General features: G+C 43.1%; 19 protein-coding genes. 13 read left to right on the top strand and 6 right to left on the bottom strand.

Going from position 1 to position 20,322, the window contains the following annotated elements:
* Both ACG95_RS09495 and ACG95_RS09490 read right to left on the bottom strand, forming a co-directional pair.
* A partial coding sequence (locus ACG95_RS09495) for an Ig-like domain-containing protein (protein ID WP_237756484.1) occupies window positions 1–861 on the bottom strand: 861 nt, incomplete at its 3' end.
* A 252-nt stretch (window positions 862–1,113) separates the two neighbouring features.
* Window positions 1,114–1,875, bottom strand: a complete 762-nt coding sequence (locus ACG95_RS09490) for an alpha/beta hydrolase (RefSeq protein ID WP_048000292.1) — start codon at window positions 1,873–1,875, stop codon at window positions 1,114–1,116.
* Window positions 1,876–2,006: 131 nt separating this feature from the next.
* On the opposite strand from ACG95_RS09490, the gene ACG95_RS09485 reads away from it, so the two are divergent.
* A complete protein-coding gene (locus ACG95_RS09485) occupies window positions 2,007–3,008 on the top strand; it encodes an NAD(P)/FAD-dependent oxidoreductase (RefSeq protein ID WP_048000291.1) in 1,002 nt (333 codons plus the stop codon).
* Window positions 3,009–3,097: 89 nt separating this feature from the next.
* Here ACG95_RS09485 and ACG95_RS09480 read toward each other — a convergent pair whose 3' ends face one another.
* Window positions 3,098–4,891 carry a glycerophosphodiester phosphodiesterase gene (locus ACG95_RS09480; RefSeq protein ID WP_048000290.1) on the bottom strand — a complete coding sequence of 598 codons (1,794 nt, stop codon included), beginning with the start codon at window positions 4,889–4,891 and terminating at the stop codon, window positions 3,098–3,100.
* A gap of 799 nt (window positions 4,892–5,690) precedes the next feature.
* Entirely contained in the window at window positions 5,691–7,838 is a 2,148-nt protein-coding gene (locus tag ACG95_RS09475; RefSeq protein ID WP_048000289.1) for an LTA synthase family protein, read from the bottom strand.
* 197 nt (window positions 7,839–8,035) lie between these two features.
* On the opposite strand from ACG95_RS09475, the gene ACG95_RS09470 reads away from it, so the two are divergent.
* Complete coding sequence (locus ACG95_RS09470) at window positions 8,036–8,470, top strand: GNAT family N-acetyltransferase (RefSeq protein WP_048000288.1); 435 nt, start codon at window positions 8,036–8,038, stop codon at window positions 8,468–8,470.
* 161 nt (window positions 8,471–8,631) lie between these two features.
* Here ACG95_RS09470 and ACG95_RS09465 read toward each other — a convergent pair whose 3' ends face one another.
* Complete coding sequence (locus ACG95_RS09465) at window positions 8,632–11,301, bottom strand: MMPL family transporter (protein ID WP_048000287.1); 2,670 nt, start codon at window positions 11,299–11,301, stop codon at window positions 8,632–8,634.
* A 147-nt stretch (window positions 11,302–11,448) separates the two neighbouring features.
* On the opposite strand from ACG95_RS09465, the gene ACG95_RS09460 reads away from it, so the two are divergent.
* The 5 genes from ACG95_RS09460 to ACG95_RS09440 all read left to right on the top strand — a co-directional run bounded on the left by ACG95_RS09460 (window position 11,449) and on the right by ACG95_RS09440 (window position 15,320).
* Window positions 11,449–12,078, top strand: coding sequence for a TMEM175 family protein (locus tag ACG95_RS09460; protein ID WP_048000286.1), 630 nt, complete (start codon window positions 11,449–11,451; stop codon window positions 12,076–12,078).
* On the top strand, window positions 12,078–12,296 hold the full coding sequence (locus ACG95_RS09455) for a hypothetical protein (protein ID WP_048000285.1): 219 nt from the start codon (window positions 12,078–12,080) through the stop codon (window positions 12,294–12,296). Before ACG95_RS09460 ends, ACG95_RS09455 begins: the two co-directional genes overlap by 1 nt.
* Window positions 12,297–12,407: 111 nt before the next feature.
* Window positions 12,408–13,469 carry an aspartate-semialdehyde dehydrogenase gene (locus ACG95_RS09450; protein ID WP_048000284.1) on the top strand — a complete coding sequence of 354 codons (1,062 nt, stop codon included), beginning with the start codon at window positions 12,408–12,410 and terminating at the stop codon, window positions 13,467–13,469.
* Window positions 13,470–13,605: 136 nt separating this feature from the next.
* Entirely contained in the window at window positions 13,606–13,872 is a 267-nt protein-coding gene (locus ACG95_RS09445; protein ID WP_048000283.1) for an AbrB/MazE/SpoVT family DNA-binding domain-containing protein, read from the top strand.
* Between the two features lie 500 nt (window positions 13,873–14,372).
* Complete coding sequence (locus tag ACG95_RS09440; RefSeq protein ID WP_048000282.1) at window positions 14,373–15,320, top strand: aldo/keto reductase; 948 nt, start codon at window positions 14,373–14,375, stop codon at window positions 15,318–15,320.
* A gap of 131 nt (window positions 15,321–15,451) precedes the next feature.
* Here the strand turns inward: ACG95_RS09440 and ACG95_RS09435 are convergent, their stop codons facing one another.
* Entirely contained in the window at window positions 15,452–15,928 is a 477-nt protein-coding gene (locus ACG95_RS09435) for a MerR family transcriptional regulator (RefSeq protein ID WP_048000281.1), read from the bottom strand.
* Window positions 15,929–16,071: 143 nt separating this feature from the next.
* On the opposite strand from ACG95_RS09435, the gene ACG95_RS09430 reads away from it, so the two are divergent.
* From ACG95_RS09430 to ACG95_RS09405, 6 genes are all read left to right on the top strand, one after another.
* Window positions 16,072–16,824, top strand: coding sequence for an SDR family NAD(P)-dependent oxidoreductase (locus ACG95_RS09430; RefSeq protein ID WP_048000280.1), 753 nt, complete (start codon window positions 16,072–16,074; stop codon window positions 16,822–16,824).
* A gap of 187 nt (window positions 16,825–17,011) precedes the next feature.
* Complete coding sequence (locus tag ACG95_RS09425) at window positions 17,012–17,521, top strand: SRPBCC family protein (protein WP_048000279.1); 510 nt, start codon at window positions 17,012–17,014, stop codon at window positions 17,519–17,521.
* Window positions 17,522–17,536: 15 nt separating this feature from the next.
* Window positions 17,537–18,364, top strand: a complete 828-nt coding sequence (locus tag ACG95_RS09420; RefSeq protein ID WP_048000278.1) for an SDR family NAD(P)-dependent oxidoreductase — start codon at window positions 17,537–17,539, stop codon at window positions 18,362–18,364.
* Between the two features lie 37 nt (window positions 18,365–18,401).
* A complete protein-coding gene (locus ACG95_RS09415; RefSeq protein WP_048000277.1) occupies window positions 18,402–18,911 on the top strand; it encodes a MerR family transcriptional regulator in 510 nt (169 codons plus the stop codon).
* Window positions 18,912–18,963: 52 nt separating this feature from the next.
* Window positions 18,964–19,467: a hypothetical protein gene (locus ACG95_RS09410; RefSeq protein ID WP_048000276.1), complete on the top strand. Its 504-nt coding sequence runs from the start codon at window positions 18,964–18,966 to the stop codon at window positions 19,465–19,467.
* 109 nt (window positions 19,468–19,576) lie between these two features.
* Entirely contained in the window at window positions 19,577–20,095 is a 519-nt protein-coding gene (locus ACG95_RS09405) for a hypothetical protein (RefSeq protein WP_048000275.1), read from the top strand.
* Window positions 20,096–20,322 lie beyond the last annotated feature (227 nt).

The following is a 20,322-nucleotide window of genomic DNA, read 5'->3' as shown; positions in this document are numbered from 1 at the left end:
ACCAGGATTCTCTGGGTCAGTAGTACCAGGATTTTCTGGATCGGTAACACCGGGTTTCTCCGGTTCGGTTGCTGGACGATCAATTGACGCTGATGCCGAACCAGTATTGCCTTTTTGATCCGTGTAAGTGATGTCGTTGTTGAACGTTTCGGCACCACTTGGATTATTAGTGGCAGTTTGATAAGTTAGCTTTAAATTAGTGACAAAAGAACCTGTCGCGTTAAAAGTTAGTTTATTCCCATTGACTGTTGCGCTAACGGGAATGGCGTTACCCTTTTGATCGGATAAGGCGACACTTCCTGGAACGTAAGTCTGATTTGGACTTAGCGTATCATTAAAAGTAGGATCAACTAACTCGTTACTATTTGAAATAACGTTGACCGTCCAGTTAATGTGAGTTGGATCATTCTCATCAACCCAGGCCGCTGATTTATCCATTAAAATCGGTGCTAAGGGTTGATTTGGTTCAGTCCCGTAGACGTTCAAATGAATGTAACCAGTACGTCCCAGTGGGGCAAATTGATAGACTTGGTTAAAAGTAACTGTCCCTGTGTGAGAGCCTTTTGTAATGGCGAAGCTCCCGATGGTAGTCCCACCAACGGCACCAACCATTGGAAAAGTACTGTCACGCGTAGTTTGGACGTTAGCGGGAATCTGAACGGACATCGTGTCACCCGCCGTGACGTCTACGCCATTGGGGATGCTCCACTTATAATCAAGAACATAATGCTGATCTTCTGGTAACAGCGCGCTGTGGCTAATCACATTGCCACTATCATCTTTAATGACGGCACTGTTAGCGTCCACCCCGGAGGCTTCAATGACTTCACGAGCTTGACTAACTAATGGTGGCCCAAACATCAGGGAAAAATATTCCAGTTATAACTAATAATAGTAGATGCCATTTTTTACGCATCGTAATCACCTCTGCTTTCATTAACCATAACTTACCATGGTTATACAAAAGGCTGGTAGGTGGAAATTTTGTTTGCCAAGTAAACTAACGATAAAGGCGATGGTAATTAAAAAGGGTCAGTAGTGGGGGAATCACTACTGACTCTTATAGAAAAATAGAGATAATCTGAGTATGTTTGATTAGTAATCTTTGAATTATTAGCCCCCATAAAGAAAGTGGATGATTAGAAAATCTACTTGGGGATTAATATGCAACATGGAATGACTGGCCGTGAGCGGGCTACCGTGAATAACCTGAGTTTGCGGCGAGAAGCCATTGGTACGTAATTGTTGGCTAAAAGCTAAAATACTTTGTAAATTGACAGCACCATCGCCGGATGTGTGCCAAATCTGACCAGCGATATTCAAAATCGGTAAGTGTGCTGGTATTCGTTTTAAGGTGGCGGCAGTTAATCCTGGGTAGTTAGTTCCGAGCGTCACAAATTTATTGATAGTTGCGGGATGCGCTGCCTTAGCCGTTAAATAGGTAAAAATGATATTGCCGCCAGAGGAATGCCCGACCGCATTGTACTTGGTGACGTGAAAACGCCGATTGAGGACCTGCATCACGTGTGCAAACTGCCGAGATTGACGTTGCGGATGGTGATTGTCGGCAAAGATGACTTGGATGGTGGGGTTATCTTTCAGAGGACCGAATTGCTGCACACTGACATGGCCATTCTGACTAACGTTAACGACTAGTCCCTTAGTCATCAAATGTGCTGAGGATAGGCGATGGACGAAACCATCAGTTGAAAATGCGCGGGCGTAATCACCACCTACAAAAATAGTGGGAATCGTCGTTTGATTAACACTTGTTTTACGCAGCGGGGCTAAGCGATATTGCCAATATGTACCCAGACTCATAAGTAACGTGACGCTGATAACGGCTAGAATCTTAATTGTTTTATTCCGGTTCATTAGTGTATTCCCCAGCTTTCAACCTTATTTTACGCTCTTTTCGATAAAAGATGATAAAATGCTTTTGCAATGCTCGGATGAATCCACTAGAATTAAGGCAACGAATCTACATACAAGAGAGCTGGGAAACGATGAGTTCAGAATATGATTTAACCATTATCGGCGGGGGCCCGGTCGGCATGTTTGCAGCCTTTTATGCTGGCATGCGCAACGCCCGTGTCCAATTACTAGAGAGTTTGCCAGAATTAGGCGGTCAGGTACAAGCACTTTATCCTGAAAAAATGATTCATGATGTAGCAGGATACCCGGCTATTAAGGGTCGCGACCTCGTTGCCCAATTGAAAGCCCAGTTAGATCAGTTTCCAATCGATATCCGGCTCAATAGTGCGGTTACTGATGTGACTGGTGCGATGGGCGACTTCACGATTACCACGGTTGATGGTCAGCAGTCACACACCAAGGCAGTTATCGTGGCAACCGGGAGTGGGGCGTTTGAACCCCGGCGGTTGGCAGTTGATAATGCGACTGATTTTGAAAATCAAGAGTTGTTCTATCACATTCCCGATATGGAACAATTCACTGATAAAACTGTCCTAGTTGCGGGTGGTGGTGACTCGGCAATCGATATGGCTTTGATGCTTGAAAAGGTTGCTAAGACCGTCTACATTATGCATCGTCGTGATCGCTTCCGTGGGATGGAACATAATGTAGACTTATTGAAGGCATCATCTGTTCAGATTAAGACGCCATTCTTGATTAAAGAAATGACTAGGACAGAAAACGACCAAGTTCAGCTGACGATGAAGGAAGTTCGGGGAACCGCTGAAGAACAACTGACTGTCGATAAGTTGATCGTTAACTACGGTTTTATCGCGGATAACAAGGTCATCAGTAACTGGCAAGTGACGCCAACAATGGAACATCGCTTGATCAATGTCGATACTCAGATGAATACGGATATTCCAGGGATTGCGGCGATTGGTGACACGGTAGCTTATCCGGGTAAACTCGGCTTGATTGCTAGCGGTTTTGGTGAAGCTCCCAATGCGGTCAATCAATTGATGATGACGATTTATCCAGAACGACGTAGTCCATTGCATAGCACGACTCTATTCGAAAAAAATAGCAAATAAAGCTCCGATTTATGTTCCGTCTTACGTTGGATATTGAATTAGGCCAAATAAAAAGAGATCTCAGCTGAGGTCTCTTTTTTGCGTCGCAATTATTCGTTACTCGTTAAACTTAACTCGTTCATAAACGTCAATAATAGTTTAGCGTAACTAGGATGATCGGTGTTACTCTTGGCTTCTGCCTGCATGATCGTTAGTTTATCCGTGATAATACCGGTAACGCCCATGAACATCATCTGGTCCATCTGATCGGTATCGTCGATGTCCCAAGCATAGACCGTCTTATTGAAACGATCAGCCTTATCAACAAACTGGTCATTGAGAGTGGTAACTTCCATTGTGTAACCGTTGGCATCCGTATATGGGAACGTTAAGTTATACGGCATAATGTAGTTAACAAACTGTTTCTTGTCGAGTCGTTTCAAGTCTGCCATCACCTTGTAGCTGAGTGTGTGGACTTGATCGTGGTGAGCCAATAAAGTCTTGCCGTAACGATCAATAAAACGTTGCGTGTCGGCGCTAGTGTAAGCTGAGCTCGTCTTGATTTCGACAAGCAGTTTTTGGTTATGCTGGTGAGCAGCCTGTAAGTAAGCACTAAAGCTTGGTATTTTAGCCTGATAGCCGTTTTCACGAACGGTTATTTTTTCCAGTTGTTTAAGCGTTAACTGGTACGGCTTCTTCTTGATACCAGCGAGTGCCTTCAAGCTAGCATCGTGCATGACGACGAATTGGTGATCCTTAGTAACCTGAATATCCATTTCAACGTAGTCGGGTTTTTCACGACTGGTCTTAATCAGTGAAGGAATGGTATTTTGAACACCGTTGCCATTGTCGACGCCACGATGGGAAATAATCAGTGGCTTCGTAATAGCGAGGCCGTTTAGATAAATTAAGTTAAAGCCTACTAAAACACCGGAAGCTAGGACGAGGCCAGTAATGACACTAGCTCTAGTCAATCGTCTTAGGCGTGGGGCTTCGTTAAAGTTCATAGGTTGTTGATGAACAATGTTAAAGTCCTGTCGGTAACAAGCGATGATCAACATCATGAAGATGGCGGTTGAGTAGCAGATGACGACTTCGGTAGCGGCCTCCATAATGAAGAGGTTCACCGTCGCAGCTGCCATTGCAAAACTAGTTTTATCCCATTGAAGCTGAGCCGTGTAAATGACGGTATAGATAACCATCACCATGACCGTAATCATGAATAATGTAATCACCATGTACCACAGATAACGCATGACGTGATGACGGGTCTGTTGCCAACTGCGAGTAACCGCTGTGCGCCAAGGTAGTTGATCAACAATCATCAGTGGCAACAAACTGATCAACCGAATCCCTAAGTAGCCGGCAACTAAGCAAAACAGTGTCAAACCAACTGCCATCCACGGATTCGCTAATAAGTAGCTAACAATGAATGCCGGAATTCGAGCCTTATTCAGTAGGGGCGTCGTGAAGATAAAGCTCCCAAACGGCAAGATTACAATGAAGTAACCGATAAAGAACAGGAATGTTCCAAACGAAGTATTATTCAGACTAGTAATCGTTGACCGTAAGACTTGGCGAACAGTCTGTGGACGACCACGAAAGATATTCATAATACCCAATAGCAAGAAGGCAAACTGCCAATAAACTAGAATGATGACGGCTAGTAAAATCAGTAGCATGCCTAATGCCGCCAATGGATGGCCTAGAATGATGGAACCAATATTGGTGTATGAAACGTAGGCAACACCTTGCCATTTTAATAATAATTCCAGAATCCAATTGAAGAACGGAATTGCTAGGTAACTGATAGCTAAGTTGGTGCCAAAAATCAGCGCAACGTAGCTACCCCAATTCTTATAGAAGCGGCGGGTTCCAGCCCACCAAAAACGCCATGCGCCCATATCTGTGTTGCCTCCTAGAAATAATTAATGATTAAGTTATATTTTATCATGAAATGGTTATAGAGATATGAGCGTTTTCATTAATGAGAATAGTTTTCTTGAATCAGAGTTAATTGCCTGATTTATGATGTTATATATGCGGATTTATCCGCCTACCGGGGAAGTCTGCCAACGCTGGAACGCCATGGGCACGGTTTTGAGCTCACAAGCAAAACCCGCTTGTAATCTCAAAACTCGGCCTTACACTAACCTGAGCAAACCACTCAGCTAAGTGTAATTTCATGCCTGAGCGTTGTCAGACCACCCCTCACGGCTAGGTGGAATTTAACCTATTGATAATATCTTACTAATTTTGATTTGACTGATTGTTATTTTAAAAGGAAATCTGCTAGCGGCTGTCCAGTAATGGCAAGAAACTTTTTAGTAATCACTTCGTTTAGTTGAAAAATTACTTACTAAACGAATTTAGTAATCACGACCAGCATTAGGTGCGCATATGTCCGCCTTGGACGACTACCCAGCCGTGAGGGGCGTCCTGACAATGTTCAGTGGTGAAATTATCCTTGGCTGAGCGAGCTTCTCGGCTTAGGATAAGGCCAAGCTTAAAGATTGCAGTTTTTTTGCTGTAATCTTTAAGTTGTGCCCACCACTCCAACATTGTCAGGATGCCCCGGTAGGCGAAATAGGAAGCGTACTTTGCCTAAGGCACTGATATTTCATAGTTGTTTTAGGATTTTAGTTCATAACAGAGCAATCAAAGAGGCGTTTGGATTGCGATCCAAACGCCTTAATGCTGGTACTATTTAGAGCTACTTGCAGAACTGTTGTCCGTATCATCCGGGTTGGTAATCTTGATCCGGGTTGAATCGGTCTTCTTGTGAGAAGCTTCCGGTGCATCCGTTTCGTAGAATTCATCGGTCGATTTATTACCGTTCTTAGAGTAGAGACTAGTTGATTTGTTCTTTAAACTATTTTGAATCTGAATTTCTTTTTCAAGGCCGTCAGCGTAGTTGTAATCAGACGCATCGACTTTCTTGAACCCTTTAGGGGTATAGAAACGTAACAAGTTCTTGGTGTTGAGTGAGTCGGATAAGTTGAGTTCTTTATTGACTTTTTTCTGCAACTTATCGACCGTTGTTTGAACCTTTTCATCACTCTTGATCTGCTCACCGGTCTTACTGTCGTAAATATTACCGTTGAGCACGGTGTACTTCGGTGTGACAAAGTCCCGGTTACGGAATGCCACTGTCGTATCATGTTGTGATGAGAAGAGGTCGGTCCCAAACTGAACGTAACGTTTGCTGGAAACTCCTAGTAAATGCAAGACGGTTGGTAGGACATCGATCTCGCCACCATAAGTGGATTCAATCTTACCGCCCGTAGTTCCTGGCATATTAATCATGAAGGGTACTCGTTGTAACTGAGCACTGTCATAAGACGTCCAGTCGGAAGATGATTTACCTAAGAGTGGGGCCAAAGTTGAATTCTCACTGTTAGATAAACCGTAATGATCGCCGTAGAGCACGATCATTGAGTTCTTCAGCAGACCAGCCTTATCTAAGTAACTGTAAAATTCTTCAATTGACTGATCCAAATAGTGAGCCGTTTGGAAATAACCGTTAATGGCTGAGTCACTAGTATCGGTTGTCTTGAAATCAGTATCTTCACTATCCAAAGTGAATGGGAAGTGATTGGTTACCGTGATGTACTTCACGTAGAATGGCTGTTGAAGGCGTTCTAAATACTGAACGGAATCCTTGAATAGCAATTTATCCTTCAAACCATAGCCGGTTGATTTGTCACCGGTGGTATCGAAGTAACTAGCATCGAAGAAATACTGGTAACCCATGTTCTTGTAAGTATTATTTCGATTCCAGAAACTAGCAACGTTCCCATGGAAGACGGCTGAAGAGTAATTAGCGCGCTGATTCAAAATTGCTGGAGCTGCTTGGAACGTGTTATCTGATCCTAATTGTGAGAAGAGTGAACCGGTTGAGAGGCCGTACGTACTAGTTTCTAGCATGTTTTCGGCGTCACTGGTCTTACCTTGACCAACTTGATGGAAGAAATTCTTGAACGCGTAGGTCGAATTGCTGTGGTAAAGCTTATTCAAGAACGGCGTCACTTCTTTGCCGTTGACCTTCTTATCGATCAAGAATTGTTGGAAACTTTCCAAGTGGATCACAATCACGTTCTTACCCTTAGCGATCCCATACATCTTCGCGTTGGGTGAGGCGTAGTGAGAGCTGGTGTAGTCCCTAACGGTATCTAACTCAGATTTCTTAGCACTAGCTCGTTGATGATTAGTCTGTTCGTCCTTGATACCATCGTAAATGGTAAAGGCGTCCAAACCAAGATACTTAACGATGTAAGTGCGATCGAAAGTCCGGGTCAATAGTTGGGGCCGATTAGATTCTGCTAAAGCAAGATTCAATCCGAAACCAGCAATGGCAACGGAAGAATACGCAAAGGCAGTTCGTTTCTTAATCGGACGTTCATCGTGATTGATTCGGTGGAAGATGAACAAGCCGAGGATCACGATGATGTCGATCCAATAGAATAAGTCATACCAACTTGCAAGGGCGAGGGAAGAACCCGTTAAGCCTTGACTAACCTTGGAGTAGCCGGTAATCGTACTGACGGTCATAAAATCAGTGAATTCGCGATGATAGATCACGTTGGCGTAGAGTAAAACCGTCTCTAAAGCATCAATGAATAGCAGAATATAGTAATAGACGTTGGTTTTACGAATGTAGAAAGCCAGACTGAAGAAGAAGACTGTAGTAGCGATTGGATTCACGAGCATTAGAAATGCTTGGAGTGGATCGGCAACCCCTAACGAGAATTCAGTTAGGTACGCGAGGAGTGTTTTGGCCCAGAATAAAAAGATGAGGAGCCAGAAGAATCCAATTCGCGTATTAACATATTGGCGAAATTTGGTAAACATGGATAAAAGACCTCATTTATACAATAAATTTGGATATGACTCAATAAACAGCCATCATGTCATTTTAACATAACTGGCAAAGTCGCAATCGCTAACATTTTTAAAAAAGCTTTAATTTCAAGAAAGGTTGGTTTGACGAGGCCTATCGAAACGGGTATTCTCAAAGATAAATTAAAATCAGAAAGTGTGGCTAAACAATGCAAATAAAAACTAGTAATCAAGTGGATTCACAAGTATACGCGGATGCAATTGCGATTCGCCGAGCCGTATTTGTTGAAGAACAAGGAATCGATGAAGCACTCGAAATTGATGAAGTCACCTCAGCGACGTGGCACTACGTCCTGTATGACGATACTGATCAAGCAGTTGCCACGGCGCGGATTACGTCTACTGATCAACACGCGTTACACGTTCAGCGGGTTGCAACGCTAAAGGCTGCTCGGGGAAACGGCTATGCGCGGGAATTATTACAGCGGATGGCACAAGACGCCAGTAAGCAAGGCTTCACTGAGTTACAACTAGGAGCGCAAGTGACGGCGCAGGGACTCTACGAAAGCTTAGGTTATCAACCACAAGGTGCAGTATTTATGGAAGCTGGCTTGAAACATCAGAACATGACGTTAACGCTATAATTTTGCGGGCGTAATGTTATTAAGATCTGGACTTAGTCGTAGCTTTCGCGTGCGGTAGTCAGTACTCATTCCGGATAGACTGGTTGATAGTTGCTAAATGTAAATAATAGAGCCCTCCTAAAAATTAGTTTTCGACTAATTTCTGGGAGGGCTCTAAGCTATTAATTAGTTTTTTTTGGACGGTGATGAATCGTGATTTTGGGTAAAGTAACTGCCCAACGAACTAGGCCGGGAAAACTCATTGGAATACTCAAATTGCTAATGAAAATACCGATGAGTACCATAAATCCGGTCGTCCTTAAGGTGGAATCTGATACGACCAATAGTGGTAATAAGGCAGCTACTTCGAGCAAGGTGACTGACCAAGTGGCTTGTCCACAAATGTAGAAATGGTGTAATAACCGTGCTGAGTCAAGCTGCGATAACCAGTGCCGGTGCCTAATTGTTGGGACGGCAACTATTAACCAGTGCATGGTTAGTAAGAGGCTGCCCCAGATAAAGGCGGTGTTGCTCAAAGCGTTACTTGACCAGTGGGTGATAAGTAGCTGTGTCCAGCCCCAACTTGCCATTACTGTCAGTGCCAGTCCAGTTATTAATAGTACGCTAGACAACAATGAGCGTAATCTGATCCAGAGCATGATGGCAATGAGACTGAGAACAAGGAGCGCCCACTGTAGAGCATGGACCTGAATTAGACGATGTTGTTGAGACTGTTCGTTGATGAGACCACTATTTATTTTAGTCGTGTGAGCTAGTGGGGTCGCCAGTAAACTGTCGTGAGTGACGTGTTCAATTTGTTGCAATGTCTTATAACTTGCTGTACTAGATGGTGTAGAAGCTAAGGTGACCGTTAAACGAGTCGTCTTCTGATCACTACTGAGATTGATGAGCCGACTATCTTGATAAATGCGGCTAGTCAGTGCCTTAGTAGGAAGATAGAAACTGTCACCAATTCGACTGTCCTTAAGATTATTTAAGTACGACCTAGTTTCTTTGAGGTTGGTAAGTAGTTGCTGTAATGGTTGGAAAGTGACGTCAAGTGTCTTGTTAGCGTTGTGAAGCGTGTGATCCGCTTTGCCAGCTTGTTTAGCTACTGTAGTTTGAGTCGTAACGATGTGATTGATCAGTGCCGTGGCTTGATCAGTTAGTTGTTTAAACGTGGCTAGCTGATCTGATACATCAGTAGAAGCGGTTGTAGTTGTCGTATTACTGTTTACGTTAGCTGGCAACTTCTGCAGTTGTGCGATCAGTTGATCGTTGACGTTAGCGAGCTGGTTAAGCTGATCAGATAACTGGTCTACGGTTTGCGCGTGCTTGCCGATTGCAGCCTGTTTAAGATCAGATTGAACGCTACTTAATTGTTTTTTCAATTGTGTGATGATGGTCTGGCTGCCGAGTAAATCAGCATTGAGTGTGGGAATCTGATTCTTAACATAAAAGGCCGGTTGTGGTTGGCCAGCTGGTTGCGTCAACGAAAGCACTTGGCTGACGTTGGGAATAGCCCGTAGTTGGGTCGTCAAGTAATCGATTGTTTGCAGATTACGCTGACTGGTTAACCGTTTATTGGCGTGCAGTGTCAAGGTAATCGGTGCGATGGCGCCGTCTCCAAAGTGAGTTGCTAGGAGTTGCTGTCCTTGTTCGGCGTTAGTTAGTTGTATTTGGGAGCTTGAATGTAATTGAGTTTCACTAACTTGAGGATGCGCGATTACTAGTCCCGGAATAAGTAGCAACCCGCTGGCAATGAGTCCCAGGAATGGCTGCCAGTGACTGAAACGGGCGAGCAAGCCCCATGAATTTTGGGAGCGGAACTGCTGACGTTGTTTACCAGGCAAGAAGAGATTGGCTGTTTGCACTGAACTTATCGCATAATTCAGCGTTGGGGTAGCTAATGTCGTGATGATTAGAGCAATGGTAAGTGTCCAACTGGTCGCTAATGTTATCAAGGAAGTCCATCGTAGGATGAGTGTACACAGCATCAGCGGTACGAGGACAATGAGCCAACGTTGATATTGCCGTGTTAGGGTAGTGAGATTGAGGGTTGAAATGGGTCCATCGTCAGTTGCCAGGGTGCTCTGATAATCAGACATATAGGAATAGGTGAATAGACTAGTGAGAATCAGACTTACTAACCCCGCTAACGCTAGGCTGGATGTCGTAAACGGTAGATTCCAAGCTAAGCGCATGTTAGTGATTAGACTAGTGCTGGTAACGAGGGTGATACTTTGGATGAGTAAATTGATCAGTGGAATCAACAAGGAGCGAAATAGCAAGCCAAGTATGATTAAGATGATAATGCTACCGATTAAATAGGCAGTGGCCGCTTCGTGGAGTTGATAGCGCGCGCGTTGTTGCTGAATAAGTGTTGGATTGGTAACGGCGGTTCGGAGTCCAGGAATGACAATGGCATTATTGAGTTGATTAGCGATAATTTCAAGTTCGGTGCCGGGTGTTGTGATGGCAATTTGTGCTAATTCAGTCGAGTTGTCATTGGATCGAAGTAACTGATGATCTTGAGTAAGTTGTGTCCGTTGACGTAATTGTTTGATGTTGTAGTTTAAAGATTGGTGTTGGAGGTCTTTGAGCGTTGCTGTGATTTGTTGGTGCTGCTGTTTGGATAGCACACCGGTTGGATTGTTGAAAACTAAGGTCAATGAGCTAGTGTCAGCTAGATGGTGCCCCCATTGACGTTGGTACGGTGGGCTGGTGTGATCATTGGCGATGACTTGGGCGCTGGTAAATGCTTTTAGATCAGGTAAGATCACGATACTAGCAAATGCCACAACTGCCCAGAAGAATAGAAATAGAATTTTTGGCTTCAGTAACTTCTGCATGTGGTTCCCCCATAGTGTTTAGTTGTGAATGTCATCATTTTACCATACGTTACCAGCTATATACTGATGAATTAATGAGTTTTCAGGGCTGATTACAGTAAAGCATTTATAATTATGGTATCCTAAAACGCTGTGGAGGGGCTATCAATGAAACCAGAACGTTTTCAAGCTTTTAGCGACGGTATTTTTGCTATTTTAATTACAATTTTAGTCTTAGAGTTTCACATTCCTGATTATCAACCAGGCCATCTCCTGCCAGCGTTACTGGCACAGTGGCCGATCTTCTTGTCATATGCGTTTTCGTATTTTTACGTGGGGACGTTGTGGCTGTTTCACCATGATTATTTTAATATGTTGCAACGAATTGACCGTAACGTTAATATGCTGAATTTACTGATGCTATTCAGTATCACACTACTGGACTATCCGATGTCGTTAGTGGCAGATGCCCTGACAACGGGCAATCGCCAGGATATGCAGACGGCATTTATTATTTATGATCTGATTGCGCTATTTATTTCAGCAACTTTCTATCTGATGTACGCGTATTTACACCATCATCAAGATTTGAAAAAAGCGAATGTGTCGGCCGATTTTTACGCAGCTATCAAATATGATCCGGTACGGAGTGTCAGTATTTATGCCCTCGCCATCTTGGCAACGCTGTGGTCAGTTTGGGTTGGTGCCATCTTACTTGCTGGTGGGATCATCTTTCATTTCTTTGCGTACCTGCGGATGAGTCGGCAATTAGATCAAGCGAAAGGGGAGACCAATTAATGGATTATTCAAGTTTACTAGGTCCAGATCGTTATGATTTGGCCGTGTCACTTGCGGAACAGTATCACATGGATCCTAGTCAAGTTCTGTTCGGTTATTTACAAGTTGTCAGTCAGGTGACGGGTGGAACGGATGCAGAGCACGCGGACTTACACGAACCACGAGTGCGAGCTGCAATTAATACCGCGTTTGAACAATTTTTGAAACGCCGTCACTAAAGCTAATTAGTTGATAATATGAGTTAGGAAAATTACCGAACTCATTATTTTCTAATTTTTATAAACGTGATATAATGAAGTTTCAATAACTATCAAAGCGAGGTCTTCATAGTGAGTGGATATAACGTCGCGATTGTCGGTGCTACTGGTGCAGTCGGTGCCCGGATGATCAAAATGGTAGAACAAACGAGTTTACCAGTTAATTCAGTAAAATTGTTGGCATCAAGTCGTTCAGCCGGCAAACAATTACAATTCAATGGTCAAGCCTTAACAGTTGAAGAAACGGTCCCTGAATCATTCGAAGGAATTGATTTAGCGCTGTTCTCAGCGGGTGGCTCAGTATCAAAGAAATTTGCTCCCGAAGCCGTTAAACGGGGTGCCGTAGTTGTCGATAATACGAGTGCTTTCCGGATGGACCCATCAGTACCGTTGATTGTTCCCGAAGTCAATCCTGAAGCGTTAAAATTACATCACGGGATTGTGGCTAACCCGAACTGTTCAACGATTCAAATGGTCGTTGCGCTGGAACCCGTTCGTAAGGCATTTGGCCTAAAACGAGTTATCGTGTCAACTTACCAAGCCGTTGGTGGTGCTGGTAACCGTGCTTTAAAGGAATTACGTGATGAAACTGCTGCTTACTTGAAGGGTGAAGAGATGGAAGCTCATATCTTACCCGTTGCGGGCGACAAGAAACATTACCCAATTGCCTTTAATGCGTTACCACAGATTGACGTGTTTGAAGAAGACGGCTACACCCATGAAGAATGGAAAATGATCCATGAAACCAAAAAGATTATGTGTGGCGGCGATATGGACAGCGACGACATCAAAGTAACGGCAACTTGTGTCCGGATTCCGGTCCCAGTTAGCCATTCAGAATCAGTTTACTTTGAAGTCGAAGATCCTAAGGCAACGGTCAAGGGCATTCAAGATGCTTTGGCTGCTGCACCTGGTGTTGTGTTACAAGACGACCCAGATAATCAAATCTACCCACAGGCACACAATGCCGAGGGTTCAAAGGATACCTTTGTTGGTCGGGTTCGCCCTGATCAAGAAACCCCACAAGCTTTCCATATGTGGAACGTTTCGGATAACCTCTTGAAGGGTGCCGCATGGAACTCAGTTCAGATTGCGGAAACCATGGATAAGATGGGTTTATTGCACGTACAATAGGCTAAGTTGAAATTAGATAACTAAAAGCTAGTTTCCTTATTGCTAAAGTAGGACGAGCGACCAGATAATGGTTGCTCGTCCTACTTTTTTTGGTATTTACATGTTATTATCTATTACAAAGTTGAGGTAGTTAGATATGGAAAATGAACGTGAACAATTGACAGAGCAACGTAAGGTATTTTCGATTGGCGGCTCATTAGTTGTAACAATTCCACGAAAAATGGCTGAAAAAATGCAACTTGAAAAAGGAAATCAAGTCAAAATTAATATGTCATCAGATGGAAAATTAACTCTTGAAAAAGAAACAGATACTAGTTTGAGTCCTACATTTCAATCTGCATTAGAGCATGCCATGGACAAGTATGCAGATGCGCTAAAAATGCTCAAAGAATATAACAAATAAATAGTACAATATTTGGTTGCTAATGAACTGATTGCAACTAATACTAGAATTATAATGACTAGTAATGAATTTCCGTTTGTACGTAATCCGCAGGGCCTGGATTCAATCGAATATCTATCACGTCAGAGTCTTGGTGGTGATGATTCATATATCCGACTATCGAACAAAAAATTGGTATTGTATTTATTAAGTTAACTTTGGACATTGCAGCTACCGATGATCCCAAATTAGACTATGATAAAGTTTATGAACTAATCCACCAGCATTTACGTTATACCAGTGCGATTACCGCTAGTAAAATCAGTGTTTTATAGATTGCTGATAAAGTAAGACGAGTGACCAAATAATGGTTACTCGTCTTTTTTTGAACTAAAATCAGCACAGCGAATTTTATACTTGACCTGTAGTTAACTAGAGGCGCTAAACTCAGAACCAGCATCTAAAATAAATTAGATATTGAATTTGGAGACGTTTATTGAAATCTGAAAGGAAGTTATAAAATGACAACATTAAAAACACCAGCAATTATTAACGGTACGTGGGCTTGGGGTGGCGATACCACTGGCGGCGGTCAAGTCTTTGGTAATCATTTAACCATGGTCGATTTGAAGCCCGTGGTTGATCAAGCAATGGCCAATGGTTTGAACTTTTGGGATACCGCGGCAATCTATGGTCACGGCGCTTCGGAAACGAATCTGGGTGAGCTGTTACAGCCATACAGTCGGGATAGTTATCAACTTTCAACTAAATTCACACCGCAACTAGCACAGGGCGACGCACCCATGGCAGACATGCTTGCTGGTAGCTTGAATCGTTTGCATACGGATTACGTTGACCTTTATTGGATTCACAATCCAGCTGACGTCGAGAAATGGACGCCAGAATTGATTCCTTTAGTTAAGAGCGGCCAGATTAAGCACGTCGGTGTTTCAAACCATAATTTGGCACAACTCAAACGGACTAATGAAATCTTGAATGCTGCTGGTATCACGATTGACGCGGTGCAGAATCATTTTAGCCTGTTATATCGGTCTTCAGAAGAAGCGGGAATTATTGATTACTGCCAGTCCCATAATATTGATTTTTGGTCATACATGGTTCTGGAACAGGGTGCCCTAACTGGCCGCTATAACGTAGACAATCCGTTACCAACCGGTAGTATTCGAGCGACTACTTATAATCATGCGCTTGGAGAATTGGAACAAGTGACGGATAAACTCAATAGCATTGGCGCGCGTACCGGGGCGTCTACGGCTCAAGTTGCGATGGCATATGCAATGGTTAAAGGAACGACGCCCATTGTTGGGATTACGAAACCTAAATATATCAAAGATGCGCTTCATGCTGCCCAAGTAGATTTAACAGCGACAGATTTAGTTGAATTGGAAGATTTAGCTGCGCAGACTAAAGTGGATGTGAAGAGTTCTTGGGAAAATTCGATGGCCTAACAGTTATTTTGTTGGTGATCATTCAGCATGGAAATAATGCATCTATTGAAATAAGGGACTACGGCTTTTGTCGTAGTCCCTTATTTGTATGCTGAATATTAATAGCCGAAACGTGTGCAATCAGGCAGTTTCTAATTACCCAGTTCTTTAGGTGTTGCCCCGGCATCAATCAATTTTTGATACTCGATATAAGTTTGCGGATCGACCTGTGGAGAATCTGGCATCAAGTGGATTTTTTCGGTACCTGCTGCAGTAGCGGTCTTGTAGTACCACTTTTTGAAACGTAAGTAATCTAAGGATTTTTGAATCGTTGCTAGCTTATCTTCGAGGACTTTTTCATGTTGGTTTAAGAAGCTGTACCGTTCGTCTAGGGAGTCGTCACCGTCTAAACGCCAAGAAACAAAGTAGGCGATATCCTTAATTGGTACACCGGCTTGCTTTAAGTCGAGAATCATCTGCATTAATTGGATATTATCGGGTGTAAATTGCCGCCGCCCACCACTGTCGCGTTTTACGAAGGGGAGTAGTCCAGCTTGATCGTAGTAACGGATCGTTTCAACGGTCAAGCCCATCTGCTTGGCAACTGCACCAATACTGTAAGTTTCCATGAGTAAATCCTCCTTGTTCAATTGTTATTCTGCAATTAAATGCTGATAAATGCAACTGAAAACTTGTCTGAAACTAAATGCTTGCCCCGTAGTTAACTAGAGGTTGTAGGCTAATAACATCCTAACGAAAATGAGGCGTTATTATGACAAATAAATATGTGGTGATCACCGGTGCGAGTGCAGGTATTGGGGCAGCTGCGGCCCAGAAATTTGCTGAAATGGGTCGGAACTTGATTCTGATTGCACGACGGCTAACTCGATTAGAAACGTTAAAAGCAGCTATTTTGAGCCAACATCCTGAACTAGACGTGGTGATTGTCCAACAAGATTTGGCACAGGTAACTGAGCTTGAGGGGATGTACCAGCGTTTGAATGCGCAATATGATTTAGAATTGTGGATCAACAACGCTGGTTTTGGCAAGATGAAAAATTTAGGCGAATTTGCAAGCGATGAGATTCGGCAAATGGTACAAACCAATTCGGAAGCGGTGGCGATCCTGTCAAACCTATTCACCCGTGACCACGCCCAACAAGTGGGAGCACAATTGGTGAACGTCTCGTCACTAGCGGGGTATCGAGTTTGGCCTGGCAGCGTGATGTATAGTGCCACTAAGTATTTTGTCAGTGCGTTGACGGAAGGCCTAAATCATGAATTGATTGCCCAAAACGCGCCGATGAGAGCTAAGGTCTTGGCCCCTAGTGCCACGGAAACTGAATTTCAACAGGTGGCGAAGGACTTAGCGACTAGTGTGGACTACCAGCAAGTTTTCGACCAATTCAATACGGCAACTGAGTTAGCAGACTTCATGGTGACGTTGTTGGATAATGATGCAACCTTGGGTATTGTGAATGCCAACTTTGAATTAGAGCTCTCGGACGGACAATTGCCAAACTAGGTAAAACGTGCTGGATTGGTAGCAAAAAAATAAATGAACTTTTTTAAACTTTTAGCTTGTCCTGAAGTCAGCTCCAGCATATATCATTAATTTATTCAAAGTTAACCGAGACAAAAAAGACGTCTTAAGCCAACTTTGAAAATGATTACTAAAATTAGTCAAACACAACCTAATGGAGGAATTTAACATGCAAGCAATTAATTGGTCAACTGAATATTTACCAGGTACCACGGATAACTTTGTTTCTAACGAGGTGATCGCAAGTGGCGTCACGCTGGAAAACGTGTGGGTTAACTTGGTCGACACCGCTAAGTGGACAACTTACTACGACAACGCTGCTAACATCGTCTTGGATGATCAGACGACTAGCAAGTTGAAATTTGCGGAACACTTCCGCTTTGATACCTTTGGTTTTCCAATCGACGCGCAAGTAATGGAACTGGTTGCACCAACGGATGGTCAGGTAGCTCGGCTTGGCTGGCACGGTTGGCAAAATGGCGATGCTGAGACGCAGTTCGATGTTTACCACGCGTTCTTGATTGAAGAATTAGCGGATGGACAAGTTCGGTTATTGACGCAGGAATCACAAATTGGCAAGCCAGCCCAAGACCTTGCTAAGCAGACACCGAACCCAATGTTGAACGGGCATCAGAGTTGGTTAGATGGCCTCGTTAAAGCAGCTAAAGGCAATTTATAGGACGGAGGAATACACATGACAAAAACATGGTTAATTACGGGAACTTCAAGTGGTTTTGGTAAGGAACTGGCAACGATTGTAGCCCAGAACCCAGCGACTAATTTAGTTGCAGCAGCACGTCATCTCGAAGACTTAGCGTATCTTGATCAATTTGACAGTAGCCGCATTGCTAAAGTGGTGGTCGATGTCACTAATGAAGGTCAGATTCAACAGGCCGTTCAGGTAGCGCAACAGCGTTTTGAGACAATTGATGTCTTGGTCAATAATGCTGGCCTAGGTTATTTTTCAACCATTGAAGAAAGTGACATGGATCAGGTTCGCTACATGTTTGACGTGAATGTGATTGGTCTTGCTAATATGACCAAAGCGGTGTTACCAACGATGCGTGCGCAACGTGCTGGTGTCATTATCAATTTGTCGTCAGCGTTAGCCTTAACGACGCTACCAACGATGGGCTTTTACAGCGCTACTAAGTACGCAGTCGAAGGTTACAGCGATACGTTACGCCAAGAAGTTGCTGACTTAGGGATTCAAGTGATGACGGTCGAACCAAGTGGGGCCCGGACGAACTGGTCAGGGCGTTCTTCACAAAAAGTAGCGCCTCAAATTGAGGATTACGCGGCCTTTAGTGATTCGATTACCACGGTTTCGGGTTCAGTGACGCAGGCTCCTGGCAATCCACAGCGCATTGCACAGGTGATGTTTGATCAGGCTAATGAAACCAGTGTGCCGAGTCACTTACCATTAGGCGAGTTTGCCTATCAAGGCGGCTTAGGAAATTTGCAAGGCCTAGTTGACGAAATCAAGTCACACGAAGGCTTATCCTTGTCGACTGATGATTAGTTCCGTGCTACACTGGCGATGAAAGGGTGGTTGGCTGATGAGTTATAGTATTGGGCAGGTTGCAGAAAAGTTAGGAATTACAATCGACACGATTCGCTATTACGATAAATCGGGTTTGTTGCCCTTTGTAAAACGTAATGAGATCGGTCGTCGTGAATTTACGGACAACGACCTACATCTGATGCGGACGATTGTTTGTCTCAAGAATGCCGGTGTTTCAATTACGGATATTGCGAGCTTTATCTCCTTGCGATTAGATGGTGACGATACCTTGGACCAGCGTTACCAATTGTTGAAGGCTCACGAACAGGATCTACAACAACAGATTACAGACTTGCAAGATACGATGAGTTACTTGCGCTTCAAGGAGTGGTACTACGAAACGGCAACTGAAGCTGGTCATGAGGACATTCACTTTGTTCCGGGCACCAATGAAGTTAAGCCGGAACTGGATCAGGAATATGATGCGCACTTAAAAACGACCGACCAGCTGGATGAATTGGCACGATTCGCCAACGTGAAGGACTACCGGTTGCGGAAGAACTAAATGGTATGATAGAGTTATTCAATCAAAGTGACTGCTAAAGGGAGCTGTGATAATGCAGGGGGTTGTCCTGAATCATATAAGTGTTTTAGTTGATCTTAGTGTGTTACTTTATTTACTTATTGCAGGAATAGTTGGGATTTTTGTCATTAGACAATATCATACGAATACTCCAGTTTGGCAATTCAAAAAGTATCGAAAGATTAGAACACAATTTTTAATGGAACCAATTCATAAAAAGTATAAATTAACGGTTATGTCAAGACTCGGCCGACTTTCAGTATTCATTTTAGTTATAATGAATTCAGGACAAGTGCTAATATATGAGGAGACGCCATATTTGTCAATTACTATTGTTGGTATTGCTTCTCTTGTAATGTGGTTTTGCAGTAATTCATTGAGACGCTACCGACGTATGTATTGGAAAGAAACGGCTTCAAACGAATTTGAACTAGTATCTGATAGACGATTTCTAGTTAGTCAGTTCCTAATCGGTAGCTTATTAGCTGCGGTAACTATTCAAGTAATTATCTTTAGCGTTTATTTAGGGACAAGTTGACACGAGCAATGCACTAATCTATGTCTACAAGTCTAAGAGGTTATACTTGTTGAGGTTGTGGTATTCATAGTCGTAGCTGTCGCATAACGTATTGAATGGAGAAGAATTTGTGCAGAATAATAGTCTAGCCATTATAGTCAGCGGCACTTTTATGTTGGTTATATTGTATTTAATAGTTGTATGTATCGTTTTATTATTTTTAAGAAGCTTTCATATTTCAGCGGCACGTTTTCACTTAAGGACACGACTTCGCATCCGGAAGAACTATTTTTCAGAGCCGATGAAAAACGAACTGAAAATCCGCAAGGCGTTTATTATATACTGGATAGTTGCTGTTCTTACCCTCCTAGGCGTTTTTTGGCAAGTTTATGTCATGACAGATGGTTATCCTGTTGAAGCGGCAGTGGGTGGATGTATACTGTATGCCTTAGAGTGGTGGTCCACCAGAGCCATCTATCTTCTGCGAGATTACTGGGAGAACCATGACACGAAAGCTGCTGGATTTACACTGGCTCCTGCAGGCGTATTTAAAACGAGGATGGTTCTATTTAAAAGTACCATCATTGCAACAACGATTATGACGCTGTCTTTTATGACCTATATGCTAAATTTCGGCGTCTACTACTAAAATATTAAAAATCCTTATTAATACCACTGAGCCATAAGCCTCTATTTTTAGAGACTTATGGCTCAGTTTTTTTTGTTTTTGATGAGATCATAGTCCCACCTAAGTTGGAATTACATCAACTTAAGGGTTTTGTTTTGCCCGGGAAAACTAAATGATTTGATGATAGGTATTTAATCAAAAAGGCTCCCGGAAAAATTTTGAAGTGCAACAAAAAAGTTAGACAAATT

Source organism: Lactiplantibacillus herbarum (assembly GCF_001039045.1).
In the GTDB taxonomy this organism is placed as follows: Bacteria; Bacillota; Bacilli; order Lactobacillales; family Lactobacillaceae; genus Lactiplantibacillus; species Lactiplantibacillus herbarum.
Note: the sequence above shows the minus strand (reverse complement) of the source record. Positions and strands in the feature narration are given on the sequence as shown.